Here is a 22,754-nt window from a genome sequence, read left to right on the forward strand (position 1 = left end):
GGGTGAAACCTAGACTGGCAGGGCCTCCCTTTCTATGCTGGGGCTTTTCTTTTGTCGGTTTATGGAGTATGATGAAAGAAAATAGGTGGAGGTAGCTATTTCGGTGATAGAATGGATAAAATTAAACATAAAGAAACTAATTATTGCAGGGGTTATAATGGTCATAATAATTCCAAGTGCCACATACGCATTATCGACCATCCCAGTGCTACCCATGGGTGGAAATAATGATTGGGCAGGATTTTGGGGTGGATATTTAGGTGCCATTGTTGGGGGAGTCATTACGCTCTATGTTATGTTTAAATCTTTCCAAGACAGCAGAGAGAATCAGGAAAGAGTATTAGAAATTGAGCGTTTAAAAGAAATTAAAAAAGAAAAAATTCAGTTTTGTAATTATATTGTTGAACAATTTGCAATACTGAAAGAAAATACAAATTGGTTAATTGCTGAAACAGTAGAGTATACTAAAACGGGTGATTTAGAGATTCGAAATAGAGCGAGAGAATCTAACAGAAAAGAGATGCGAATAGAAAGCATCATAAGCATTCAGTTATCTATACGGGAAAAAGATTCTAATTATTTCGGAATTGGTGAGTTGAGAAATAGCATTGGATTGTTAATGCACATGCTATATCATATATCAAAATGTTCTGAGATTGAACCAAATATGTTGCATAAAATCAATCATGATAAAATTAATGAATTAAAAAAAAGTATATTTAAAGATATGGAAGATATAGAAAGAAAAATTATAGTTTTTATTGAAAAAAATCTGGATTTTTGTAAATAAAATTGTTTTGACCTAAAAATAACCTAAGGGGCCTCCTTTTAAAATCCCAGAAAGTACAGCGGGGGGATTTTCTTTTGTCAGATTTTGATGTATGATGAAGAAGATGGGGAGGGAGATTTTTATGGCAACGGTTTCTAGTGCTACAGCTGGTAATATTTCAATGACTATGAATGCGTTACAAGTTGTTTACATAATTTCAGTTACATTTCAATTAACAGCAGGAGTATTATTGCTTTTGGGGAACACTAAAATAACGAAGAAGGCGATAATATCAAGGTTCTGCACGCAGCACAGAGGTGTATTTGTATTTCCTGATGGAACACTACGCGATTATGAGGAGCTAATTGAAATAGCAAAAAATGTATGGATAAATAAACTCGCTTTTTACTATCTGATTCTTGGCTATTTGATAAGTGTTTTTGGAGAAGCACCAGAAAATAGAATCTTAGCATTTTTGGGAGTGGTGCTATTATCTGTGGTATTGATTCTAGTTTCATATAAATTTGCACAATATAAATCAAGACAGTATGGAACGGTTAATTTTAACACATATATTTTGGATAAAGGGACGGTGGCTTTTGAGGTACCATTCCCGGATAAAACAGTTGATTAAGAGATAGCTTGGGCCGTCTCTTTTACATCCCCAAAACAAACAAAGGAAAGGCAGCCTAATCGGCCGCCTCATCCCTACAGAGTTCATCCAGCGTGACGCCCAGGGCATCCGCCAGTTTGATTGCCGTTGATACCCTGCCGTCTCCCCGAGCCTCCAGGTCCTGGATGGTACGACGGGGAACGCCGGACAGTTCAACAAGTTTTGGGACAGATAACCCTTTTTCAGTTCGTATTTCCTTTAATCGCATCGTTTGTTCCTCCTGGAGCATATGATGTAGGTGATGGAGCAGAAAAGCCATGCAGCCCATTTAATCCAATCAAACAGGGTTGGTGCGGCAAATTCACCATTGAACCCTTCATAGAGGAAAAGTACAGTGAGTACTATCAATATTGTACGGTAAAGTTTCATGTTTATTTCAGCAAATGAATGTGGTATACTATATATGAAGAAGGAAGGGGCCGAAGCCCCAAACCTTACTTTCGCTTTTTCTTAGACCTTTTGGATTTACTATCTCGTTTCGTCTTTACTATCAGGCAGATGGCGGTGACGATTGCGAGTAGTGCTTCTGAGAGGTCTTTGATTATCTCGCTGACCGATTCATTCATTTGCGTTCCTCCTTTCTTTTGATAATATAATTATAGCACGAATTTACGTGCTGGTCAAGCAGAATATGAATATTTTATAAGATTTTTTGCATCTGCGGATACCTGCAGGTGCTTTCTTTATGGCATGAAAGAAGGTGAGTCAGATGGCATTAACGCCAAAACAGAAAATATTTGCAGATGAATACCTAATTGACCTTAATGCCACCAGGGCTTACAAGGTGGCGTATCCAAAGGTCAAGAAGGACGAATCTGCAAGAGTAAATGGAAGTAAATTACTAACAAATACTAACGTAGCGTCCTATATCGATGAACGTATGAAGGAACGCGAGAAGCGTACAGAGATTACCCAGGACATGGTTCTTAAGGAACTGGCAAAATTGGGGTTCTTCGACATCAGGAAACTGTTTGACGATAGCGGAAAACCGCTGGATATTACTGGCCTGGATAATGAAACGGCAGCGTGTATTGCCGGCTTAGAAGTAATGGACGTTTATGAGGGGACTGGAGAGGATAAGGAATTTGTTGGATATATCAAAAAATATAAATTGTCTGATAAGCTTAAGGCCCTGGAGCTCCTGGGGCGGCACCTGGGCATGTTTAAGGACAAGGTGGAGTTGTCTGGCGGCCTTGATGCCGAAAAGACCAAACTGGATGACCTTCTTCAGCAAATGCAGGGTGGTGGCTAATGAGTGTGGAGAGATTGTTGCTGTCTGATAAGTATAAGGCGTTCCTGCGTTGCAATGCCCCAGTGGAGTTCCTAGAGGGTACCACGGCGGCCGGAAAGACCACAGTGGGGCTGTTCAAGTTCATGCTTAAGGTAGCTGAATCTCCTAAGAAGCTCCACATCCTGGCTGCAGATGACACCGGCGCTGCTGAAAAGAACATCATTCAAAAGGACCTGGGCATTCTGGATGACTTCGGCATCCTGGTGGAGTACAAAGGCAATGGCGGTGGCGGCTATAACATGCCCCATATCCTCTTCCACACATCCAGCGGTGATAAGATTATTTTTGTGGTTGGCTATGGCAATAAACGTAAGTGGAAGGATGCCTTGGGTGGTCAGTACGGATGCCTGTACATCGACGAGATTAACACGGCGGACATAGAGTTTGTGCGTGAGGCTGCCATGCGGAGCGATTATTTAATGGCCACGCTCAATCCGGATGACCCAGGCCTGGATGTGTATAAAGAGTACATTAATTGCTCCAGGCCGCTCCCAGAGTGGGAGGATGAAACACCAAAAGAGATAATGGATGAATTGCAAGAGGAACCAAAACCCGGCTGGGTGCATTGGTTCTTTTCTTTTGCCCATAACCTGGGCCTGTCCAAGGAAAAGTTGGAACAGATAATGACCAATACCCCGAAGGGCACGAAAATCTGGAAGAATAAGATTCAAGGCCTGCGCGGTAAGGCAACCGGCCTTATTTTCTCCAACTTTGAGCGGTCCAAGCATGCCATCACGGTCCAGCAGGCGAAGGAGCTGAAATTCAAGAAGTTCACTGCCGCCCTGGATACGTCCTATTCCTCCAAGTCCCCGGATACGATAGCAATGATATTCCAGGGTATCACGGAGGACCGGAAACTTGTCACCCTGGCCGAGAAGGTCTATAACAACGCCAAACTGGATGTCCCATTGGCGCCCAGTGATACGGCAGTCAAGTTGGTGGCCTTTCTGGAGCAGTGCCGGAAGGAATGGGGGTTTGCAAAGGATGTCTATATAGACAATGCAGACCAGGCGACCATCACGGAGCTACGCAAGTACAAGCGGCTTAAAGGCTGCCTGTATAACTTCTGGGACGCGTATAAGAAGCTCGAAATCATAGACCGTATCAACCTGCAGCTGGGCTGGATACAGCAGGGGTGTTACCTGGTAGTGGATACATGCGTGGAGCATCTGTCCGAATTGGACCGGTACAGTTGGGATGATGAGAAGGACAAGCCGGAGGACAGGAACGACCATACCATTAATGCCAATCAGTATGCGTGGATACCATACCGGAACCTGATTGGATTTGAGGAGGCTGAGAAGAGATGAGGTGGCTGAACAATATGAATGAGACAATCAAGCGGGGTATCCGCAGCTGGCTGAATGTGGTACCGGCAAGCGGGAACTACATCCAGATTAATGAGGTCCTGGACTTTGAGGCCAATGCCATCCGGAACCGTATCTGGTACCGTGGCGATGGTAACGAGCTGGAGCAGATGTACCAGCAGGCCCCGGAGTATGCCGATAAATATAAGTTCTGGGCCTGCAAGTGTACACCAGGCATGGAAATGCGCAAGATACATACCGGCCTCCCCGGTCTGATTGTCCGTATCCTGTCCGGCATCGTCCTGGATGATATGAATGATTTTGACTTTGCGGATAATGACCAGCACCGCCAGCTCTGGGAGGACATTGCAAAGAATAATAAGTTCATTCGTAAGATGGAGAAGGCCTTGAAGGAGGTCCTGTACATCGGTGATGGTGCCTTCAAGGTCACAATTGACACAGCGGTCAGTGAATACCCCATCCTGGAGTGGTATCCAGGGGAGAGGGTTGAGATTGTCCGGAATCGGGACCGGGTGAAGGAAGTCATATTCAAGACGCCATATAAGGCGAACCACCGGCAGTATGTCCTGTATGAGCATTATGGATATGGTTACATCCATAACGAGATGTATAAGGGTGATACGCCAGTGCCCCTTAATGCTATCGACGCCACCAAGGGCATCAAGGACACGAAGTTTGATGATAACATCATCCTGGCTGTGCCCTTGCAGGTGTATGAGTCCACCAAATACGAGGGGCGTGGTGGCAGTATCTTTGATGGTAAGCTGGACAGTTTTGACGCCTTTGACGAGGTCTGGTCCCAGTGGATGGATGCACTACGTGCCGGCAGGGCTAAGACGTATATACCGGACTGCCTGGTGCCACATGACCCTGAGACGGGGCAGGTCATCCGGCCAAATCCATTTGACAACCGTTACTTTGCCTCAGACAACGATATGTCCGAAAAGGCTGATAACAAGGTCAACACGGAACAGCCAACCATCCCCCATGACAGTTACCTGGCCTCCTACTGTACCGCACTGGATTTGTGTCTGCAGGGCGTAATAAGCCCCAGTACCTTGGGGATTGATGTCAAGAAGTTGGACAACGCTGAAGCGCAGCGCGAAAAGGAAAAAGCTACCCTGTACACCCGGAATGCTATTGTGGAGGCTCTGCAGGAGACTCTTCCGGAGTTGGTGAGTGTCGCAATCAACGCCTACAATATTCTGAACGGCAAAGGGGTAGAGGAAGTCAAAGTAGACATCTCCTTCGGTGAGTATGCAAACCCGTCCTTTGAAAGCCAGGTGGAGACCCTGTCCAAGGCCCGACCAGGCGTCCCAATGATGAGCATAGAGGCCCAAGTGGAGGAGCTGTATGGGGATAGCAAGGACGATGCATGGAAACAAGAGGAGATAGCGCGTCTGAAAGCGGAGCAGGGCATTGCGGAAGTGGAGGAACCCGGAATCAATACGGCAGCTGGCGGCTTTCAGCTGAACATAGAGGGAGGGGAACCGTATGGAAGTCAAGGTAATGAACCGCCTATACCAGATGAACCAGAAGGAGTACCAGGGGCTGCTGCAGGTGGCAAAGGAACAGGTGCCATTGGGAATATACGCCATTGAGAAACAGGGGTATGCGGAGCTACGTTGCGATAATTGCAGCAGCGTGACCCAGCTTAAGGCGTTGATACGGCAGTTTAAGTCCGGCGGTTACAAGGTCTACGCAAATGGGAGGTGATTGCCCTGAATGAGTATGATATAGGAGCTGCTTTCCGAGTCGTTGAAGATGAGCTTATCAAGTCTATGATACGCAACATGGACCGGCACCGGGCCGAGGAAACCGAGGAGGGTATTGAGTGGTCCATGTGGCAGACGGAACAGATGAAAGCTCTGGAAAAGTACAAGAAGGACAACCAAAAGCGGTATGGAAAGCAGTTCCAGGACTTAAACAAGGAGATGGGTGAGCTTATCAGACAGGCCAGACAGGCCGGAAACATGCAGCAGGAAATCAAGATACTCAATGCCATCAGAAAAGGATTTCCTGCCAGGAAAATCAGCCAGGGAGCCACGGCAGAGTTCTTCCGGCTGAATGACCGGAAACTGGAGGCCCTTATCAAAGCTACTACCAACGACATGGAACGCGCGGAGACAGCGGTCCTCCGGATGGCTGATGACCAGTACCGGAAGGCCATCTTTAATGCCCAGGTCTATGCCAATACCGGCGCCGGGACCTATGAGAAGGCCGTGGACATGGCTACCAAGGACATGCTTACCAGAGGACTAAACTGTATGGAGTATGCCAACGGAGCCCGCCATACTCTGGCAGACTACGCGGATATGGCCATCCGGACGGCATCCAAGCGGGCCTATCTACAGGGCGAGGGTGAGAAGCGGCAGGAATGGGGAATTACCACGGTCATCATGGCCAAACGTGGGAACCCGTGTCCGAAGTGCCTGCCTTTTGTAGGCAAAGTCCTGATTGATGATGTCTGGTCTGGCGGGAAGAAGTCAGACGGTCCATATCCCCTAATGAGTAAGGCTATTGCGGCCGGCCTGTATCATCCCAGATGTAAGGACAGCCACACAACATACTTCCCCGGCATCTCCACGGCGGACGATTCCTGGACTGAGAGGGAACTGGAGGCGGTCGGTCAGGCCAATAAGCAGGAAGCTGAGCAGCAGTATGCAAAGAGGCAGGCGGAGAAGTATGGGCGGCTGGCGGAATATTCTTTGGATAAGGACAATAAAAAGCAGTACAAGTTGAAAAAACAGAAGTGGGATAGGAAGTATGAAGGTGATATATTTGACAGGATTAAAGGTATATTCACTAAGCCAGATTCTGAATTGGTATCCATAAATGAGAACCTTGAAGAAGGAATCCAGAGCAACCCTAATGAAAATGTAAAGAACACCCTTTCAAAGTCATTAAGCAGGGTAGGGTTGAGAAAGTGGGATAAACCGAACTCCCGGTACGATGAAGCGAAAAAGATGGTCATGGTTGGGAGCTCCGCTGACGACAGGACCATTGCACATGAGTTGTTTCATGAGATGGATGATAGAATCGGTATATCAAGAGGTCGGGCACTCCTTAATACCCTGGAGGCAGATTCAGAACTGTTAATAAATCGGGCTGCTGGATATGGAAATGATATTGAGAGTATGATACAATCACTTTATCCAGATGAATTTGAAATCACGGAGCTGGGGAATAAGGTTATAAAAGAGGAGCATCGAGGATTGTCTGATATCCTGCATGGTTTATCCTACGGTGAGATTGATATGGGATATGGGCATCATAAACCGGGATATTGGGATATACCGCTTAACGTGGAACGCGAGGCGTGGGCCCAGATTGGAAGGTCCCTGTACCAGAACCATCCAAAGGATTTAGAAATGTTAAAGGATTTATTGCCAGGCACGTATGAAAAGGTGTTGAACGTTTTGAAGGAGGTGGATACGTAATGTATTATGGCCCCAAAAGTGAAGAATTGTTAAGGCTTAGGGAGGGGTATAGGAAACTATTTGGATATGACCCAAATGGGGATATTGAGATAGAAATTTCAGACCATGATGAGTATGTGAATCTTCTGAGAAAGTGCTTAACGGAAAAACGAGATATGTTCGATGTGTTGAATATTTAATACCACCAGTCAGTAATGGCCGGTGGTATTTTATTTGTTGCGATATCGCAACAGGAAGGAGCAAGAATGAAGTACAGGAAAAGACCAGTGGTAATTGAGGCATTCCAGTGGATAGGAGGACCAGAGCAGGAGGATGACCCTGAATGGATTATCGAGGCTATCAAAAGCAAGATGGCGTGGTTTGAAAATGCAGGGACACCGGATGTGAAATTCATGATTCGGACTCTGGAAGGTGTACATGAGGCCAGTGTGGGGGATTACATTATCCGTGGTGTAGCTGGGGAGATATATCCGTGTAAGCCGGATATCTTCCTTGCAACTTACGAGCCGGCCGTGACGAAAGTTTCCACGGATGTTACAGCACATCTGGATGTAGACGAAATCACTAAGGCTGTAACGAGAGACATGAAACGGACTGGTTGTAGATTATGTTAAGCACGCAGGACTATCCTGGGTGCTATTTTTACGCCCAAACACGAGCAAGGCTTTAAACTGTTGCGTGGCCAGTGACACTGATGATAATGGATGCAATAAAAATTACAGGGTGACACCCTTAAAATGGAGGTATGGATTATGAAACGTATGAACTTACAGTTATTTGCTGAGCCCGCAGCTGGAGCGGGAGGGGCTGAGCCGCCGGCAGGAGGTCAGAATCAGCAGCAGACACAGACCCAAACAGGGCAGCAGGCATCCCCTGCAATTGATTATGCTAAAATACAGCAGATGCTGGACGGGACTCTGGCCGCTAAGGAGGACACGGCCCTGAAAGCCTACTTCAAGCAGCAGGGGCTCAGCCAGGAAGAAATGGAGCAGGCAATTGCCACATTTAAGCAGCAGAAGGCGGCCCAGCAGCCAGATGTAGGCACAATCCAGCAGCAGCTCACTCAGGCCCAGGTAGTGGCCCAAAAGGCCATGATTGACAGCGCAGCCACCATGGCGGCAGTATCCCTGGGAATTGACGCTAAGACAATCCCTTATGTCCTTAAGATGGCCGACTTAAGCCAGGTCATGGGGCAGGATGGGAGAATCGACGATGAGGCGCTTAAGGCGGCTCTGAACAAAGTACTTGAGGACGTGCCAGCGCTGAAACCCCAGGCATCAGGCTCCACCGGATTCATCCAGGTGGGAGCAGCCAGTGGGCAACAGCAGACGCAGACAACAGATGACGCCCTTAAAAAGGCGTTCGGACTTTAAAGAAAGAGAGGACTAAGAAATGGCAGTATATGATTATGCAACAACTTTCACCCAGCTCTTGCAGCAGAAATATGCAAAGGAGTTATGCTCTGACGCACTGACACAGAGCAACCAGCAGGTGAAATTCATTAACGCCCAGACCATCAAGCTTCCGAGGATGGCAGTGACCGGGTACAAAGACCATACCCGGACACCAGGCTTTAACTCAGGAACGCTTAGTAATGACTGGGAGGCAAAGAAACTGGAACACGACAGGGATGTGGAGTTCTGGATTGACCCCATGGACATTGACGAAACAAACCTGACCTTATCCGTGGCAAACATACAGAACACGTTTGAGGCCGAACAGGCCATCCCGGAAAAAGATTCCTACCGCTATTCCAAGCTTCATGCAGAGCTGACCACCTATTCAGGCCGTATCAGTACTGATGTGATTACGGCAGCCAACTTCCTGGAAGCCTTTGATGAAGAGATGGCGAGAATGGATGAGGCCGGTGTCCCGGAGGAAGGGAGAATGCTGTATGTCACCCCGACCATGAATAAGACTGTGAAGGAGGCAGAAGGGCTCCAGAGGGTCATGACCGTTACGTCCCCGTCCACAATCAACCGCAAAGTGCATAGCCTGGATGATGTGACCATAAAGATGGTTCCGGCAGCCAGGATGAAGACTAAGTATGACTTCACTACAGGATGCGTGGCTGCCGCTGATGCTAAGCAGATTAACTGGATTCTGATTCATACATCCTGCGTGGTATGCCGGGATAAATACAGCTATATCAAGCTGTTTACCCCAGGAACGGATTCAAGGACGGCAGACGGATATTTGTATCAGAACCGTTGCTATGGCGACCTGTTCCTTCTTGAGAAGAAGATTGAGGGATGTGCCATGAACGTAGAGGCAGCAGGAGCGTAAGGAGGAAGTATGAGAGCAGTTAAGGGAAATAAAGAGTACACCATTGATGAAAGCCAGCAGAAGTCCTATCAGGATGCTGGCTTTGATATTGTGGGCGATGATGGTCAGGTGACTGCGTATGGACGCGGAAAGACAGTGCCTTATGATGAATATGTGAAGGCGGTTAAAGAGATTGAGCGCCTGCAAACTTTAGCGGGCGAAAGATATGCTGAAAACGAAGCATTGAAAGCAGAGATTGCTTCACTCCGGGTTGCGAAGCAGGAACCGGCAAAGAAAGCGGAGAGCAAGAAGGCAGGTGAGTAACATGACCTATGAGCCCTATGTCACATATGAATACTACTGTGATGCATACAAGGGGAATGTAATCCCCATGGACGAGCTGGACAAGGCCCTTAAGCAGGCCAGCCGCCACATTGATTCCCTGACCTACAACCGCATTGTGGGCCAGGGATTTTCCAGTTTGACAGTCTTCCAGCAGGAGGTTATTCGGGAAGTGGTCTGCCAGCAGGCGGATTTTGAGTATGAGAACGCAGATGAGATTAACACCATCCTGCAGGGCTACAGCATCAACGGTGTGTCGGCACAGTTTGGCAGCAGCTGGAACGTATTTACAGACAAGGGCGTGGCTATGAAGCGTGATGTGTACGCTCTGCTGTCCCAGACAGGCCTGTGCTGCCGGTTAGCGAGGTGAGGCAATGAAATATCCATGCTTAGTGCCAAGACGGCTCTGTAGGACGGACATACACGTCCACCTGGAGTCAGAGGATACGGATAACCATGGTCAGCCGGAGCGGGTGCTGGACCTGAACCTTAAGTGCAACTTCCAGGACCGCGCTAAGACCATCCTAACCGCAGAAAAGAAGCTTGTACAGATAACCGGAACGGCCATGATTCCTGAGGACATTGCCCCGGACTTCCCAACCTTAAGCGGGGGTACCGTTACCATATTTGGGGAAGAGCGGAGAATTGAGCAGGGGATGAAAGCCAGGAACCCGGATGGGACGGTGAACTATTGCCAGCTGGAGGTGGTTTGATGCAGGTGAAATCAACTGTGAAGATGAATTTTCCGCGGATTAAGCAGCTGACACAGGCGGCAGTGACCGCCCTGGAGATGACAGCGGAGGCGCTGCACACGGAAGTTGTCCAGGCCCAGGTGATGCCTTTTGACACAGGCCACCTGGAGGAGGACAGCTTTTTTGCGGATTACAAAGAATGTGGTCAAGGGAAAGCGACGCTGGTGGTAAACACTCCCTATGCGCGGCGTCTGTATTTTCATCCGGAATACAATTTCCAGACGGATGAGAACCCGTTTGCCGGCGGTGAATGGTACGAACCGTGGTTACCTGGTGGAGTAAGCCAGGATTTTGCCAGGAATGCATTTAAGCGGTTTTACAAGAAAGTAGGTGGTGTATGATGCTGACCTTGGATGACATCCGGGGATACATAGGAGGCCTGGGAATTACGGCTGACAGGAATGTCTATATCGGAAAACTGAACAACAAGAAGGACCATTCCATCGGCGTATATCATCGTCCGGGCAGCGGCCCTCCCGTGATGGCGCTGGGTGGCCATGATTACAGCAGCTATGATGTCCGGCGTATATCACTGCTGGTCCATTGGGACAAGGATGTGCAGGCATCAGAGCGGGCTGCCTATGCACTATATGAGAAACTTAAAAACGTATCCAGCTTATCCATAGGGGATACATCCATTAATTGTATCATCCTCCAGGTACCGGAACCGGTTGATGTGGGAACGGATGAAAATGGTGTATATGAATATGTGATATGGCTGGATTTTGTGTATCAGAGAAAGTGAGGAATGAGATATGGCAGATGCAGCAGGAAGAGTTTATCCGGTGCATAACAATGTGTTTAAGTTTGGCATAAAAGGCCTCGAAAGCACAGAGGAGAATATGGCTGTACCGTTAGACTTGGAGAATTTCGCTCCGTCTATTGACGGTACTGTAGAAGAATGGTACTCCATGGATGCGAAGGGCTGGGCAAAGGCAGCCATGACAGGAAAGAAACTGGGATTTTCATTCAAGGGAAAGCGGTCTGTAGGTGACCCGGCCAATGACTATATAGCCGGGCTTGCTTGGAAGTTCGGCCAGGACGTCATGACGAAGTTTGAGTGGACTATGGTGTCCGGTGCAAAGCTGGCCTGCGACGTGGTCGTTAATGTGACCACTCCAGGAGGCGGTGATACAACCAACATTGACACCCTGGAGTTTGAAGTGACGGGATATGGTGCCCCGACATTTACACCGGCGCCCACGCCTGGAGCATAAGGAGGAATAGAGAATGGCAAGGAAAGTAGATATCACAGATAAACTGAGCTTTGAGGAAAACCCATCCCTGGTAATCAAAGGAAAGACGCTGGAAGTCAATGCAGATGCTCCGACCATGCTTAAAGTCATGGGGCTGATGTCGGCGGATAACCCAGGTGCACAGGAAATCCTGGACGCATATGACTTAATGTTTCCGGAAAAATCCAAGAAAGAGATGGAGAAGATGAAGCTGGGCTTTGGGGACTTGATTATTGTGGTTCAGGAAGCGGTCCAGCTTATTTCCGGTGTGGAGGAACCTGCCGGGGGAGAGCAGTGACCCGTACTACGATATGTTTGAGGACTGGGACCTGATAGTCTCCAGCTTTTTGTCGCAGTACGGGTTAAGAATCAGAACGAAAGAATTTGAAACAGTCTCCTGGGATGAATTCGAGGCGCTAATTGCCGGGCTGTCCCCGGAGACTGCATTAGGCCGTGCGGTAGCCATCCGGTCCGAAACGGATAAGGATATCATCAAGCATTACACCAAGGACCAGCGCCGTATATATGACGATTGGCGTAACCGGGAAATGAAAGAAATGGATGAGAAAACCTTCGAGAAGGAAATGGCTAATCTGGAGAAGATGTTTGCGGCTATGTGCGGAGGTGGTTAAGATTGAGAAAGTAAGATGCGCAAGGTGTGGACAGACCCTTCTCCTGGCGGAATATGTTAAGGGGGAAATCAAATGTCCCAGATGTAAAACCATAAACAGGTTAGATATAAAAATGACAGAGCCTAGAGCCGCACCAAAGGAGTAGCGAGCCGGAGCCTGCTTTTGAATTAAAAGGCAGGTGATATGTATGGCAGCTGACAGTGTAGGCCAGATTGGCCTTGACCTTGTGGTCAACCAGAATCAATTCAAGCAGCAGATGGCTGGCATTCAGGGACTGGCCAAGAAGGCAGGTGCAGCCCTTGCGGCGGCCTTTGCAGTAAAAAAAATCATAGACTTTGGTGCGCAGTGTGTTGAATTGGGTTCCGACCTGGCGGAAGTCCAGAACGTGGTGGATGTCACATTCCCACGGATGTCAAAGCAGGTGGATGACTTTGCTAAAAATGCCATAACGTCCTTCGGCCTGTCTGAGACCATGGCTAAGAAATTTACCGGCACCTTCGGCGCAATGTCCAAGGCATTCGGCTTTGGGGAGCAGCAGGCCTATGAGATGGCCACGACCCTGACAGGCTTGGCTGGGGATGTGGCATCCTTTTATAACATCAGCCAGGACGAGGCATACACAAAGCTGAAATCCGTGTTTACGGGTGAAACAGAGACTCTTAAGGACCTTGGCATTGTCATGACCCAGAGCGCCCTTGACAGCTATGCCCTGGCCAATGGCTATGGTAAGGTAACGACAAAGATGTCTGAAGCTGAGAAGGTAGCTCTGCGGTATAAGTTTGTGCAGGACCAGCTGTCCCTGGCATCCGGGGACTTCATCCGGACGGCGGATGGCTGGGCGAACCAAGTGCGTGTCCTAAAGCTGCAGTTTGACAGCCTTAAAGCCACAATCGGACAAGGACTCATTAATGTACTGACACCGGTCATTCAGGTAATCAACCGCATCATCAGTAAGCTGATGAGCCTGGCCAATGCCTTCAAGGCATTCACAGAGATGGTGACCGGGAAGAAAGGCGGAGGAGGCGCATCCGCGGCCGCGGCTGGTATGGAGGCGATGGCCCAGTCTGCTGATAAGGCCGGTGCCGCGGCAGGTGGAGCAGGTGGGGCCGCTAAGAAGGCCGCCAAGGACATGAAAAGCGTCACCACGGGCATTGACGAGCTGAACATCATTGACCCGGATACGGATTCTGGGGGTGGTTCCGGAGGCGGAGTTGATGGAGGGTACTCCGCAGATGAGTTTGACATGGGTGAGATTGATACCTCGGCCGTGGATGAGATGGACAGTAAGTATGCAGGGCTGATTGAAAAGGCCAGGGAGCTTGCGGGACTGTTTAAGGAAGGATTCTGGGATGGTTTTGGTGATACGTCCGCCTTTGATAGTATACAGTCATCCATAGACAGCATCAAGGGGAGCCTGAGGGATATATTCACATCGCCGGAGGTGTTGGCTTCGGTTAATTCATTTGCTGACCAGATGGCCTATAGCCTGGGACAGGTTACTGGTTCCGCGGCAAGCATCGGAGTATCCATAGCGGATTTCCTTGTTGGTTCAATTGCTAAATATCTTGACCAAAACAAGGATTTCATCAAAAAGAAGTTAGTTGCATTATTCGATGCGGGTTCCGAGATTGCAAAATTTGCAGGAAGTTTTGCTCAGGCCCTTGGAAAAATATTTGAGGTATTAAGACTTGATAGTTTTCAGCAGATAGGAGCTGGTATTATTGCCATATTTAGCAATACCTTCCTTAATATCACTGAACTGTTGATGGATTTTAGTTGTGACCTCATCGCATTGTTTGTTCAGCCCATTATTGATAATAAGGATAAAATTGTTGAGGCGCTATCTGGATTAGCAGACTTCTTTGCCCCTGCAATGGGGGTGATGGCTGATGCAGTGACTTATGTCGGTCAAAAGATTAATGATTTATATAGCGGTGTGATTAGCCCTGTTTTCGGTTTCATCACAACCATAATATCAGATGCAGTAGGTCTCATCCTTGATGCTTTTAATGCGTGGTTAGTTCCCGCGCTACAGAAAGCAGGCGAGGCAATACAGGCATTAAGAAATGGTCCATTTGCAGGGTTAGCAGTGGCTTTTGATGGAATAATAGAAGCTGTTTCCAAATTGGTGCAGGTTGCAATAGCCAGTATGATGGAAGCCTGGGAAACTAAACTTAAGCCTTTTGCTGAGTGGTTCATTGAGATACTGGCTCCGTATATAGTGGGAGCGTTTAATGCTGCAATAGATATTCTTTCTTTTGTGATAGGCGCAATTACAGAGTTTGTTGCAGATGCTATTAATGTGCTTACGGGAATAATCACTTTCCTTACAGAAAATCTTAATGTTAGCTGGCAAGAGGTTTGGAATGGCATTGTTGAGTGTGTATCAAGTGCATGGATAACAATACAGACAAAAACATCCGCGGTATGGAATGCTATTAAGTCATTTATTGACGGTTTATGGAACAATATTAAGTCCCTGGCTGGCACGTTATTCAATGCTATCAAGGCATCTATCAGTACAGCCTGGGAGAATGTCAAGAGTAAGACATCAGAAATATGGGAGTCCATTAAGGATTTCGTATCAAATCTGTGGGATACAATCAAGACGGCAGTGGATGAGAAGTTCACGGCCATGAAAGACGCGATTACTGGCGTCTGGGATACGGTAAAGGAAAAGACAAAGGAAACCTGGGATGGTATCTGGGCAGATATAAAAGATATCATCAACATGATTATCAATGGCGTAGAAAGCATGGCCAACAGGGTTATTGATGCGATTAATGCCATGATAGACGCTGTAAACGAGGTGGCGGATAAGATACCGGGCATCGGTGCAGAGCTGATTCCAACCATTCCTAACATCCACCTCCCACGTCTGGCCCAGGGCGGTTTTGTCCGTGCCAACACCCCGCAGCTGGCCATGATAGGTGATAACCGACACCATGGTGAGATTGTGGCTCCTGAGGATAAGATGCAGGCCATGGTAGACCGGGCAGTGGCTCTGGCATCCCAGCAGAGCAGCAATAACATGAGCGATTACTATTTGGAGATGATGGTACAACTGCTCAGGAATATCATCGACCTGATTGAGCGGATGGATCTGACGGTCAACATCGATATCCGGGAAATCAAGCAGAAACTGGTGGAACTGGACAAGCGTAACGGATATACGCTGCGCACAACGTAAGGAGGTGGCCGGAGTGTCTATTTATATTAATGGACATGAATATCCAAACTATGACCGGGGTCCGGGCCTAACCATTGCTACGAACGTGAACCAGGGAAAGAACGCCCTGGGGGAATTCGTAGGGCAGCGCGTGGGCCGCGACCAGGATAAGATTGACGGCCTGCAGTGGTCCTATCTGGATGCGGCAACCTGGAGCAGCATCCTGAAAGAGTTTGAGGAGTTTGTGGTGACGGTCAAGTTTCCGGATATGAAAAACAACTGCTGGAAGACGGAGAGGATGTATCCAGGGAACCGGACGGCTAAGATAGACGAGGTAGGTCCGGATGGGCTGCCTACCATGTATAAGGATTGCAAGGTAAACCTGATAGACTGCGGGGTGATGGAGTAGTGCAGGCGGCAAGTAATGAATATAAGGACATGATGCGCAGAAAGTGGAGGGACCCATTATCCCATCTGCGCGTCAGCATCGGCCTGATTAACCAGCAGGCCCAGGCATCCGCTTATATACCAAATCAGGGTGATTACACATATTATTCCAATCTCACAAAGCCGATGGACAACTATCAGGTGAACGAGCTGTATGCCATTTGCGACCAGAATTATACCACAGTAGACGGCAGCATGTATTTCCTGCCCAGGGATACAGCAGATGTGGTGCTCAACCAAGGAATTGTAACGGATGGCATTCTGAGGCCCATAGAGATATGTTTTCCGGTACAGTATGATATTAAGGGGCTGACCGTGGAATTCGGCAGGGCATACCCTGTGGATTTCAGTATCATATCAGATGGCAATACCGTAGAAGTAACCGGGAATACCAGTGGGCATTATGTAACAGAGGAGATATTTCCGGCTGCAACCTTCCTCCGTTTTGTGCCGTCTGTCATGGCCAATGGACAGAGCAGGCTGCGCATTAACCAGATAACGATGGGGATAGGCATCTATTTTGACAGCAAGAAGATACTGTCAGCAACCAAGAAGGAGCATATCAGCCCGATATCGGAGGAACTGCCTAGCATTGATTTTGATGTGACGGTAGATAACAAGGACCGTGCTTACGATGTGGAGAATGAAGAGAGCACGGTAAACTTTCTGGAGATTGGACAGAACATTGAAGCGCTGTATGGACAGGCCATGGATGATGGAAGGATTGAGTGGATTCCAGGGATAACCCTTGCATTAAAGTCCTGGTCCGCTGATGACACAGAAATGAGTTTCCAGGCATCCGACCGGTTTGACGGGATGGACGGGACATATTATCGTGGGAAGTACTGCCCGGATGGCATAAGCCTGTATGACCTGGCTGTGGATGTACTGACAGATGCCCAGGTGGATTACCGGGACTACTGGATAGACCCATACCTTAGGGATGTACTGACAACCAATCCGATGCCGGTTGTGGCACATAAGGAGGCACTGCAGCTTATCGCAAATGCCGGCAGATGCGTCCTCTATCTGGACCGAGCCGGGAAGATATTCCTGAAATCCAGTTTTGTGCCTGAAATGACAGCGGCTTCTGACAATGAGGCATATTTTTCTAATGCCGGTGCTGTGCTGGACTACACCGGAAAAAATATGTACGCCTTGGTTGGACAGGACCATGTAACTGTGGACGGGGCCATGTATTTCCTTCCACGGCAGGCTGATGGCACAACCTATCTTAATGTCGGTTATATATCGGATGCAGTGGCAGACAGTGAGGGAAGGTTCACTGAAAACCCAACTATAAGTATAACTATGGAGGCAGCCTTCAAATGCTTCGGCCTGACTCTGGAATTTGGCCGGAACTGGCCGGACACAGTTGTGTTTCATGCCTATAACAATGGAAAGCACATGGAGGATTACAGTGTTTCAGGACTTAGTCAGACTCATGTGGTCGGACATGAGTTTCCGGAGTTTGATTATCTTGTTCTGGAGTTCCTTCGGGGATGTCCAAACAACCGGGTAACCCTGGACAACATTACGTTCGGGGACAGCACGGACTATGCCCTGGAGTATGGTGTGGAGCTGACCAAAACGCCTAAGGGCACGCAATTAACCAGGGTGAGGGAGCTGCAAGTGGTCCGGACTATTTATAACCTTAGCATGGAGGATGCAAAGGAACTGGTGAGGGAGACTATTACGGCCACAGTCCAGGACAACCGGTATACGTTTTACTTCTCTAACCCGTCTTATGGTCTGGCTGTATCACTTACGGAGCCGCCAGAAGGGCAGGCAGCGGCAATCGTAGACAGCAGTGCCTATTATGCAACCGTGGAGCTTACAGGGGCTGCAAAAGCGGCTGAGGTGGTTATAACGGGAAAAGAATATGTTATTACACAGGCTAAGGTGAGCCGCCAGCTGAACCCCACAGGAGCACTTGAAACATGGGAGAATCCACTGGTATCGGATGTGGTACATGCAGCTAACTTGGCTGATTGGATAGGCGACTACATGAAGTCTGACCGGGAATACGACCTGCAGTACCGCGGAGAGCCAAGGATAGATGCAAATGATATCGCATTCCTGGAAAATAAGTATGTTCCGGATTTGTTGATACGGGTGACAGACCACACTTTGAAATTTAATGGTGGATTGAGTGGGACCATCAAGGCAAGGAGGGATATGAGCTATGTGGCAACAGCCAAAAACAGACTGGAAGGCCGGTGATTATTTTAATATCGGAGATTATAACCGTATCAAGGGTAATATCAATGAGATACGCGCCCAGGCTCTTACCCTGTGGCCAGACTTTGAATTTAAGGAAATGGGGGAAGATAAGACATATCAAGACTATGGATTTTATGCAGATGAAATTAACCTTTTTGAGGCCAATATAGACTTTGTCTGCGCAGGTACGTATCCTTTTGAGGTGGGGGTGAGCCAGGCTTACTCAGCCAATGGGCGCTTCATCAAGTGGGATGAGCTGAACCGGATAGAATCAGCCTGTTTACGGATTTACCTTAATATCCAGGGGAGGGCTAATGGTATTAAACGCCTGGCTTTCACATTGAACGGAGGTGTATTTGAATGAGTTTGAGGACAGACTATAAAGACGATATATTTGAGGGTTCCAGGATTTGGAGGATTACCACCAATGAGGACGGGACCTGTACGATAGCAGATGCCACTGTCTATACCCAGAAGGGAGATAAGTTCGGTCAGAATGATATTAACGCCATTACGACTGAGATTAACCGTATGACCAGAGAAGTGGAAATAACTCTTCTGGCGGCCAATTGGAGCAGCACTGCTCCATACACCCAGACTGTGTCGGTTCCTGGTCTGAAAGAAACAGACCATGTGCAGATGATGTCAGCAATTAAGACGGATACGGCGTCTGCAACAGCCTCCGTATGGGACAAGATGGGGGCGCTGGTCAAAGCGGGAAAGGCAATGAACGGCCAGGCGATGTTCTGCTGTCCCGCAAAAAAGCCGTCTTCTGATTTTAATGTGAAATTGGTGGGGGTGAGCGTAAATGAGTGATATCTGGATACCTTATGGCGGGGGAACTGACCTTGACCCAGTGACAGCAGGAGCCGCTGATGTACGCAAAGGAAAAGTAATTGTTGATAAGAATGGAAACCCATTAACTGGAACTATGGCAGAGATAGCTGCCAAGACTTATACACCAGGGACTGCCAACCAGGTCATTGCCGCCAACCAGTTCCTTGCAGGTGCACAGACCATTAAGGGAGATGGGAACCTAACTGCAAATAATATTGTTTATGGGAAGAGCATTTTTGGCATTTCCGGAAATGTGCGGAAGTATGGGATTTTTTCTGGTACTAAAAATTCAAGTTCTGGCCAGAAATACTTTTCGGGTGATGCCCCAGGGAATCTATATTACATATCTTTTGCCCCAGGGTTTACGCCTTTGGCGGTAACTGCATATAAACATCAACAGGGGGCTGATAGTTCAGCACTTTCCAATTATGGTCAATTTATCGTATCTGCCCAATATTCCCCTGCTGCCTGGAGTGTTAAGTCTACAATGAACAGTGGCAGTTTAATAATACCTGTAGCGTCTGGAGGAGCTACTTACAATGTTCTGGTAGTCGGCTATTATTAATATCCTGCAACACAATACCATACGGTACGTCCGCCCACTGTAACTGGTACCACAGCTTTGGTGGAATTAATATACCAAGTTGAATCTGTATTGTAGTCGAAACCATATCCGCCGCCTCTAATATGTACGGGATTTCCCCAGTATGCACCGATAAGGTCACCATCCGTCCATGCAAGTAACGAAACAGTCATACCTATAGGAATCTCAGCATAATACATCCACGCCGAAGGTCCATTATGATACTTCGTACTATTCGCTGATGTCACAGTACCGCTTTTAGAGTTAAAGCGTTTAACATTGCCAGCCACACCAAATATAGACTTCCCATTAACAATAGTATCGTAAGATAGGAAACATACCTATACTTGAAACCATCATTGATAAACAGTATATCACAAAGAAAGGAATGACGAAACATGAAAGCATTAGTAATCTATGACGACACCGGCCGTATATGGACGATTGTCTACGGTGAGGAACAGGTTCCCCAGGGCCTGCAGTGCATATGGGTGGACATCCCCGATGGTGCACAGCTGGACCATATTAATGTGACGGATGCGGACAACCCGCAGCCAGTCTTTAGTTATCTGCCTGAATCAGATATTGGACGTCTGCAGGAACAGGTGGTAAGCCTGGGGGACCAACTTACAGAGGCACAGTTGGCGCTTACCGAGCAGTATGAGGCCAATCTGGCGCTGGCCGAAGAGATAACCAACACTCAGATGGCACTGACAGAAATCTATGAAGGAATGGAGGTGTAAGGTATGGCAAGCTATATGGCAACTGTGTATGCGGACCTTATCCGCAAGGGCAGGAAAACGATTGAACAGGTCCCAGAGAAATTAAGGGCGGAAGTCGAGGCGGCACTCAATGCTTAGACTACTGCTCTTTTTATTATTGAGGAAGGAGGCAGACACCATGGCAGTTATCTATGCAACGCTTATTGTTAAGGGCAGGAAGACATTCGGGCAGGTCCCGGATAAAATTAAGGACCAGGTGCGCCAGGTACTGGTTGACTTGGAATGTGAAGAACTGATTACAGAGTAGGTGAGGTATATGAAAATGAAGAAAGATATTATATGCGCCATTGCTGGTATGGCCGCAGCGGCGGGAGTAAAGCTTTTTGGTGGCTGGACTCCGACACTGAGTATCGTGCTCATACTTATGGGACTGGACCTGATAGCGGGATTCCTGGTGGCCGTGGTGTTTAAAAAGTCACCAAAATCAGAAAGCGGTGCGGCCAGTTCAAATGCCATGCTTAAAGGACTGTGCAAGAAGTTCATGATGGTGTGTCTATTGGCGGTAGCCCATCAGCTTGATGTGGCCCTGGGGGTGGATTACATTATGCTGGCAGCTACATATGGATTTATCGCAAATGAGGCATTGTCGATTGTGGAGAATGCCGGACTTATGGGTATTGTCAAATCCGATGTTATAGTGAATGCCATTGAGGTGTTAAAAGGAAAATCGCAGAAAACAGAGTAATTGCGATATCGCAACTTGTGACGTCACAACTTTTGGCCTGGGGATATCCCTGGGCCTTATTTTTTTTGATGGAGGAAAACACTATGAGTAAAACATCGGCAGGATTAATACAGCATTGCCAGGACAAGCTGGGCACCCCTTACGTCTACGGCGCCAAGGGCGAGGTCCTTACCCAGGCCATTCTGGACCGCCTTGCCAGAGAGAATCCAGGTACATACACATCAACTTATAAGGCTAAGGCGGCCGGGTACATAGGCCAGCGCTGCACGGACTGTTCCGGCCTCATCAGCTGGTACACCGGGTGCATCCGCGGCAGCTACAACTACCATGACACAGCCGTGGAGCGGGTAGGTATCGACCACCTGAATGAGTCCATGACCGGCTGGGCGCTCTGGAAACCGGGGCATATCGGGGTATACATAGGTGATGGATACTGCATTGAGGCCAAAGGCATCAATTATGGGACCATCAAGTCCAGAGTGACCGCCACACCCTGGCAGAAGGTGCTTAAGCTTTGCGACATCGATTATACCCCGGTCCCGGCGACATACACCCAGGGTTTCCAGCAGGCGGCAGATGGGAAGCGCTGGTGGTATCAGTTCGCAGACGGCAGCTATGAGGCCAACGGCTGGTACTGGCTCCGGGAGGCCACGGATGGAACCTGTGGTTGGTATCTGTTTGACAGCGAGGGCTACATGCTGACCGGCTACCAGACGGACTCCGCCGGCGAGGCCTTCCTGCTCTGCCCGGTTAAGGGCTCTGACGAGGGAAAATGTATGATTACGGATGCCAGGGGCGTGCTCCGGATTGCAAAAGAGTATGATATGGTGAATCGCCGATATGTGTTCGAGTGGTAAGGCTTAATATACCATAATTTACCAGGACAAACCCTGCTTTTAAAGGCGTACAATGGCCTTGAAAGGAGGCGCATAAAGATGGATGGAAAGCGGAACGATGAACCGCCAGAACCGGCGGAAAAATACTCGGATGAAGAACTGCTAAAAGAATTTGAAGCAGTCAAACGCATGACCGTCCCCTTACCCATCCCGGACCCGAAGCCGGATGAATTTGAGACCATCTGGAAACGGATTCAGGAAGAGAAGGAGAAAGAAGAGAAGTAAGTGAAAGGCGGGTGTCGGATATTACCGGGTCCCGCCAAACTTCATACTATTTTCTACCATATATATACTACCCTATTAGACACAGTAAAGTCACAAAAAACCTAAAACCAACGCAAAACCGTTGATTTTCAATCATAAAAATTAAGAGTAATTTAAAGGATTTTAACACTGCATATGGTA

General features: G+C 48.1%; 33 protein-coding genes. 32 read left to right on the forward strand and 1 reads right to left on the reverse strand.

What is annotated here, in order from left to right:
- The first annotated feature begins 103 nt into the window (after nucleotides 1-103).
- Both I2H39_RS00005 and I2H39_RS00010 read left to right on the forward strand, forming a co-directional pair.
- On the forward strand, nucleotides 104-790 hold the full coding sequence (locus I2H39_RS00005) for a hypothetical protein (protein WP_195625486.1): 687 nt from the start codon (nucleotides 104-106) through the stop codon (nucleotides 788-790).
- Between the two features lie 91 nt (nucleotides 791-881).
- The gene (locus I2H39_RS00010) at nucleotides 882-1,403 is read left to right on the forward strand and encodes a hypothetical protein (protein ID WP_195625487.1); all 522 of its coding nucleotides are present in this window, start codon (nucleotides 882-884) and stop codon (nucleotides 1,401-1,403) included.
- Between the two features lie 55 nt (nucleotides 1,404-1,458).
- On the opposite strand, the gene I2H39_RS00015 is transcribed toward I2H39_RS00010, so the two are convergent.
- Nucleotides 1,459-1,650, reverse strand: a complete 192-nt coding sequence (locus I2H39_RS00015; RefSeq protein WP_195625488.1) for a helix-turn-helix transcriptional regulator — start codon at nucleotides 1,648-1,650, stop codon at nucleotides 1,459-1,461.
- Between the two features lie 501 nt (nucleotides 1,651-2,151).
- On the opposite strand from I2H39_RS00015, the gene I2H39_RS00020 reads away from it, so the two are divergent.
- The 30 genes from I2H39_RS00020 (at nucleotide 2,152) to I2H39_RS00160 (ending at nucleotide 22,574) form a co-directional block, all read left to right on the forward strand.
- Complete coding sequence (locus tag I2H39_RS00020) at nucleotides 2,152-2,694, forward strand: terminase small subunit (protein WP_195625489.1); 543 nt, start codon at nucleotides 2,152-2,154, stop codon at nucleotides 2,692-2,694.
- On the forward strand, nucleotides 2,694-4,043 hold the full coding sequence (locus I2H39_RS00025) for a terminase (RefSeq protein WP_195625490.1): 1,350 nt from the start codon (nucleotides 2,694-2,696) through the stop codon (nucleotides 4,041-4,043). Before I2H39_RS00020 ends, I2H39_RS00025 begins: the two co-directional genes overlap by 1 nt.
- A gap of 14 nt (nucleotides 4,044-4,057) precedes the next feature.
- On the forward strand, nucleotides 4,058-5,662 hold the full coding sequence (locus I2H39_RS00030) for a hypothetical protein (protein ID WP_330640921.1): 1,605 nt from the start codon (nucleotides 4,058-4,060) through the stop codon (nucleotides 5,660-5,662).
- Nucleotides 5,622-5,777 carry a hypothetical protein gene (locus I2H39_RS00035; protein WP_227147764.1) on the forward strand — a complete coding sequence of 52 codons (156 nt, stop codon included), beginning with the start codon at nucleotides 5,622-5,624 and terminating at the stop codon, nucleotides 5,775-5,777. The genes I2H39_RS00030 and I2H39_RS00035 overlap by 41 nt, the downstream gene beginning before the upstream one ends.
- Nucleotides 5,774-7,501, forward strand: coding sequence for a phage minor capsid protein (locus tag I2H39_RS28985; protein ID WP_330640922.1), 1,728 nt, complete (start codon nucleotides 5,774-5,776; stop codon nucleotides 7,499-7,501). Before I2H39_RS00035 ends, I2H39_RS28985 begins: the two co-directional genes overlap by 4 nt.
- Nucleotides 7,501-7,680 (forward strand): hypothetical protein, encoded by a 180-nt coding sequence (locus I2H39_RS00045; protein ID WP_117562113.1) that lies wholly within the window; start codon nucleotides 7,501-7,503, stop codon nucleotides 7,678-7,680. The genes I2H39_RS28985 and I2H39_RS00045 overlap by 1 nt, the downstream gene beginning before the upstream one ends.
- Nucleotides 7,681-7,746: 66 nt before the next feature.
- A complete protein-coding gene (locus I2H39_RS00050; protein ID WP_195625492.1) occupies nucleotides 7,747-8,115 on the forward strand; it encodes a hypothetical protein in 369 nt (122 codons plus the stop codon).
- A gap of 138 nt (nucleotides 8,116-8,253) precedes the next feature.
- Nucleotides 8,254-8,874, forward strand: a complete 621-nt coding sequence (locus tag I2H39_RS00055) for a hypothetical protein (RefSeq protein ID WP_195625493.1) — start codon at nucleotides 8,254-8,256, stop codon at nucleotides 8,872-8,874.
- 19 nt (nucleotides 8,875-8,893) lie between these two features.
- Nucleotides 8,894-9,787, forward strand: coding sequence for a capsid protein (locus I2H39_RS00060; RefSeq protein ID WP_195625494.1), 894 nt, complete (start codon nucleotides 8,894-8,896; stop codon nucleotides 9,785-9,787).
- 9 nt (nucleotides 9,788-9,796) lie between these two features.
- Nucleotides 9,797-10,090, forward strand: a complete 294-nt coding sequence (locus I2H39_RS00065) for a hypothetical protein (protein ID WP_002596190.1) — start codon at nucleotides 9,797-9,799, stop codon at nucleotides 10,088-10,090.
- Between the two features lies 1 nt (nucleotide 10,091).
- Entirely contained in the window at nucleotides 10,092-10,478 is a 387-nt protein-coding gene (locus I2H39_RS00070) for a hypothetical protein (protein WP_195625955.1), read from the forward strand.
- A 4-nt stretch (nucleotides 10,479-10,482) separates the two neighbouring features.
- A complete protein-coding gene (locus I2H39_RS00075) occupies nucleotides 10,483-10,821 on the forward strand; it encodes a hypothetical protein (protein ID WP_195625495.1) in 339 nt (112 codons plus the stop codon).
- On the forward strand, nucleotides 10,821-11,201 hold the full coding sequence (locus tag I2H39_RS00080) for a hypothetical protein (RefSeq protein WP_002590328.1): 381 nt from the start codon (nucleotides 10,821-10,823) through the stop codon (nucleotides 11,199-11,201). Before I2H39_RS00075 ends, I2H39_RS00080 begins: the two co-directional genes overlap by 1 nt.
- On the forward strand, nucleotides 11,198-11,605 hold the full coding sequence (locus tag I2H39_RS00085) for a minor capsid protein (protein WP_227147769.1): 408 nt from the start codon (nucleotides 11,198-11,200) through the stop codon (nucleotides 11,603-11,605). The genes I2H39_RS00080 and I2H39_RS00085 overlap by 4 nt, the downstream gene beginning before the upstream one ends.
- 10 nt (nucleotides 11,606-11,615) lie before the next feature.
- Nucleotides 11,616-12,077 (forward strand): hypothetical protein, encoded by a 462-nt coding sequence (locus I2H39_RS00090; RefSeq protein WP_195625496.1) that lies wholly within the window; start codon nucleotides 11,616-11,618, stop codon nucleotides 12,075-12,077.
- Nucleotides 12,078-12,090: 13 nt separating this feature from the next.
- The gene (locus tag I2H39_RS00095) at nucleotides 12,091-12,393 is read left to right on the forward strand and encodes a hypothetical protein (protein ID WP_195625497.1); all 303 of its coding nucleotides are present in this window, start codon (nucleotides 12,091-12,093) and stop codon (nucleotides 12,391-12,393) included.
- 13 nt (nucleotides 12,394-12,406) lie between these two features.
- Entirely contained in the window at nucleotides 12,407-12,727 is a 321-nt protein-coding gene (locus tag I2H39_RS00100; protein ID WP_195625957.1) for a Gp15 family bacteriophage protein, read from the forward strand.
- On the forward strand, nucleotides 12,657-12,872 hold the full coding sequence (locus I2H39_RS00105) for a Com family DNA-binding transcriptional regulator (protein ID WP_195625498.1): 216 nt from the start codon (nucleotides 12,657-12,659) through the stop codon (nucleotides 12,870-12,872). Before I2H39_RS00100 ends, I2H39_RS00105 begins: the two co-directional genes overlap by 71 nt.
- A gap of 42 nt (nucleotides 12,873-12,914) precedes the next feature.
- The gene (locus I2H39_RS00110; protein ID WP_195625499.1) at nucleotides 12,915-15,917 is read left to right on the forward strand and encodes a hypothetical protein; all 3,003 of its coding nucleotides are present in this window, start codon (nucleotides 12,915-12,917) and stop codon (nucleotides 15,915-15,917) included.
- Nucleotides 15,918-15,930: 13 nt separating this feature from the next.
- Complete coding sequence (locus tag I2H39_RS00115; protein ID WP_195625500.1) at nucleotides 15,931-16,305, forward strand: hypothetical protein; 375 nt, start codon at nucleotides 15,931-15,933, stop codon at nucleotides 16,303-16,305.
- 29 nt (nucleotides 16,306-16,334) lie between these two features.
- Nucleotides 16,335-18,566, forward strand: coding sequence for a hypothetical protein (locus I2H39_RS00120; protein ID WP_207746736.1), 2,232 nt, complete (start codon nucleotides 16,335-16,337; stop codon nucleotides 18,564-18,566).
- Complete coding sequence (locus tag I2H39_RS00125) at nucleotides 18,529-18,930, forward strand: hypothetical protein (protein WP_195625502.1); 402 nt, start codon at nucleotides 18,529-18,531, stop codon at nucleotides 18,928-18,930. Before I2H39_RS00120 ends, I2H39_RS00125 begins: the two co-directional genes overlap by 38 nt.
- On the forward strand, nucleotides 18,927-19,382 hold the full coding sequence (locus I2H39_RS00130; RefSeq protein ID WP_195625503.1) for a hypothetical protein: 456 nt from the start codon (nucleotides 18,927-18,929) through the stop codon (nucleotides 19,380-19,382). The genes I2H39_RS00125 and I2H39_RS00130 overlap by 4 nt, the downstream gene beginning before the upstream one ends.
- Nucleotides 19,375-19,968, forward strand: a complete 594-nt coding sequence (locus I2H39_RS28990; RefSeq protein ID WP_243281766.1) for a hypothetical protein — start codon at nucleotides 19,375-19,377, stop codon at nucleotides 19,966-19,968. Before I2H39_RS00130 ends, I2H39_RS28990 begins: the two co-directional genes overlap by 8 nt.
- Before the next feature lie 416 nt (nucleotides 19,969-20,384).
- Complete coding sequence (locus I2H39_RS00140) at nucleotides 20,385-20,729, forward strand: hypothetical protein (protein WP_195625504.1); 345 nt, start codon at nucleotides 20,385-20,387, stop codon at nucleotides 20,727-20,729.
- 3 nt (nucleotides 20,730-20,732) lie between these two features.
- Complete coding sequence (locus I2H39_RS00145; protein ID WP_138311805.1) at nucleotides 20,733-20,846, forward strand: CD1375 family protein; 114 nt, start codon at nucleotides 20,733-20,735, stop codon at nucleotides 20,844-20,846.
- A gap of 40 nt (nucleotides 20,847-20,886) precedes the next feature.
- Nucleotides 20,887-21,015, forward strand: coding sequence for a CD1375 family protein (locus I2H39_RS29420; RefSeq protein ID WP_330371759.1), 129 nt, complete (start codon nucleotides 20,887-20,889; stop codon nucleotides 21,013-21,015).
- Between the two features lie 9 nt (nucleotides 21,016-21,024).
- Nucleotides 21,025-21,453: a phage holin family protein gene (locus I2H39_RS00150; RefSeq protein ID WP_195625505.1), complete on the forward strand. Its 429-nt coding sequence runs from the start codon at nucleotides 21,025-21,027 to the stop codon at nucleotides 21,451-21,453.
- A gap of 83 nt (nucleotides 21,454-21,536) precedes the next feature.
- Nucleotides 21,537-22,310 carry a hypothetical protein gene (locus I2H39_RS00155; protein ID WP_195625506.1) on the forward strand — a complete coding sequence of 258 codons (774 nt, stop codon included), beginning with the start codon at nucleotides 21,537-21,539 and terminating at the stop codon, nucleotides 22,308-22,310.
- A 78-nt stretch (nucleotides 22,311-22,388) separates the two neighbouring features.
- On the forward strand, nucleotides 22,389-22,574 hold the full coding sequence (locus tag I2H39_RS00160; protein WP_195625507.1) for a hypothetical protein: 186 nt from the start codon (nucleotides 22,389-22,391) through the stop codon (nucleotides 22,572-22,574).
- The last annotated feature ends 180 nt before the right edge of the window (nucleotides 22,575-22,754 follow it).

It is taken from the genome of Clostridium sp. 1001283B150225_161107_B6 (assembly GCF_015556325.1).
In the GTDB taxonomy this organism is placed as follows: domain Bacteria; phylum Bacillota; class Clostridia; order Lachnospirales; family Lachnospiraceae; genus Enterocloster.

Excerpts from the sequence above, each read along its gene's own strand:
- I2H39_RS00030 (WP_330640921.1), top strand. The coding sequence starts at position 4,058 with ATGAATGAGACAATCAAGCGGGGTATCCGCAGCTGGCTGAATGTGGTA.
- I2H39_RS00145 (WP_138311805.1), top strand. The coding sequence starts at position 20,733 with ATGGCAAGCTATATGGCAACTGTGTATGCGGACCTTATCCGCAAGGGC.
- I2H39_RS00125 (WP_195625502.1), top strand. The coding sequence starts at position 18,529 with ATGTGGCAACAGCCAAAAACAGACTGGAAGGCCGGTGATTATTTTAAT.
- I2H39_RS00060 (WP_195625494.1), top strand. The coding sequence starts at position 8,894 with ATGGCAGTATATGATTATGCAACAACTTTCACCCAGCTCTTGCAGCAG.
- I2H39_RS00075 (WP_195625495.1), top strand. The coding sequence starts at position 10,483 with ATGAAATATCCATGCTTAGTGCCAAGACGGCTCTGTAGGACGGACATA.
- I2H39_RS00110 (WP_195625499.1), top strand. The coding sequence starts at position 12,915 with ATGGCAGCTGACAGTGTAGGCCAGATTGGCCTTGACCTTGTGGTCAAC.
- I2H39_RS00120 (WP_207746736.1), top strand. The coding sequence starts at position 16,335 with ATGATGCGCAGAAAGTGGAGGGACCCATTATCCCATCTGCGCGTCAGC.
- I2H39_RS00105 (WP_195625498.1), top strand. The coding sequence starts at position 12,657 with ATGAGAAAACCTTCGAGAAGGAAATGGCTAATCTGGAGAAGATGTTTG.
- I2H39_RS00070 (WP_195625955.1), top strand. The coding sequence starts at position 10,092 with ATGACCTATGAGCCCTATGTCACATATGAATACTACTGTGATGCATAC.
- I2H39_RS00160 (WP_195625507.1), top strand. The coding sequence starts at position 22,389 with ATGGATGGAAAGCGGAACGATGAACCGCCAGAACCGGCGGAAAAATAC.
- I2H39_RS28990 (WP_243281766.1), top strand. The coding sequence starts at position 19,375 with ATGAGTGATATCTGGATACCTTATGGCGGGGGAACTGACCTTGACCCA.
- I2H39_RS00055 (WP_195625493.1), top strand. The coding sequence starts at position 8,254 with ATGAAACGTATGAACTTACAGTTATTTGCTGAGCCCGCAGCTGGAGCG.
- I2H39_RS00150 (WP_195625505.1), top strand. The coding sequence starts at position 21,025 with ATGAAAATGAAGAAAGATATTATATGCGCCATTGCTGGTATGGCCGCA.
- I2H39_RS00155 (WP_195625506.1), top strand. The coding sequence starts at position 21,537 with ATGAGTAAAACATCGGCAGGATTAATACAGCATTGCCAGGACAAGCTG.
- I2H39_RS00090 (WP_195625496.1), top strand. The coding sequence starts at position 11,616 with ATGGCAGATGCAGCAGGAAGAGTTTATCCGGTGCATAACAATGTGTTT.
- I2H39_RS29420 (WP_330371759.1), top strand. The coding sequence starts at position 20,887 with ATGGCAGTTATCTATGCAACGCTTATTGTTAAGGGCAGGAAGACATTC.
- I2H39_RS00130 (WP_195625503.1), top strand. The coding sequence starts at position 18,927 with ATGAGTTTGAGGACAGACTATAAAGACGATATATTTGAGGGTTCCAGG.
- I2H39_RS00065 (WP_002596190.1), top strand. The coding sequence starts at position 9,797 with ATGAGAGCAGTTAAGGGAAATAAAGAGTACACCATTGATGAAAGCCAG.
- I2H39_RS00085 (WP_227147769.1), top strand. The coding sequence starts at position 11,198 with ATGATGCTGACCTTGGATGACATCCGGGGATACATAGGAGGCCTGGGA.
- I2H39_RS00140 (WP_195625504.1), top strand. The coding sequence starts at position 20,385 with ATGAAAGCATTAGTAATCTATGACGACACCGGCCGTATATGGACGATT.
- I2H39_RS00045 (WP_117562113.1), top strand. The coding sequence starts at position 7,501 with ATGTATTATGGCCCCAAAAGTGAAGAATTGTTAAGGCTTAGGGAGGGG.
- I2H39_RS00010 (WP_195625487.1), top strand. The coding sequence starts at position 882 with ATGATGAAGAAGATGGGGAGGGAGATTTTTATGGCAACGGTTTCTAGT.
- I2H39_RS00025 (WP_195625490.1), top strand. The coding sequence starts at position 2,694 with ATGAGTGTGGAGAGATTGTTGCTGTCTGATAAGTATAAGGCGTTCCTG.
- I2H39_RS00015 (WP_195625488.1), bottom strand. The coding sequence starts at position 1,650 with ATGCGATTAAAGGAAATACGAACTGAAAAAGGGTTATCTGTCCCAAAA.
- I2H39_RS00050 (WP_195625492.1), top strand. The coding sequence starts at position 7,747 with ATGAAGTACAGGAAAAGACCAGTGGTAATTGAGGCATTCCAGTGGATA.
- I2H39_RS00100 (WP_195625957.1), top strand. The coding sequence starts at position 12,407 with ATGTTTGAGGACTGGGACCTGATAGTCTCCAGCTTTTTGTCGCAGTAC.
- I2H39_RS00020 (WP_195625489.1), top strand. The coding sequence starts at position 2,152 with ATGGCATTAACGCCAAAACAGAAAATATTTGCAGATGAATACCTAATT.
- I2H39_RS00095 (WP_195625497.1), top strand. The coding sequence starts at position 12,091 with ATGGCAAGGAAAGTAGATATCACAGATAAACTGAGCTTTGAGGAAAAC.
- I2H39_RS00080 (WP_002590328.1), top strand. The coding sequence starts at position 10,821 with ATGCAGGTGAAATCAACTGTGAAGATGAATTTTCCGCGGATTAAGCAG.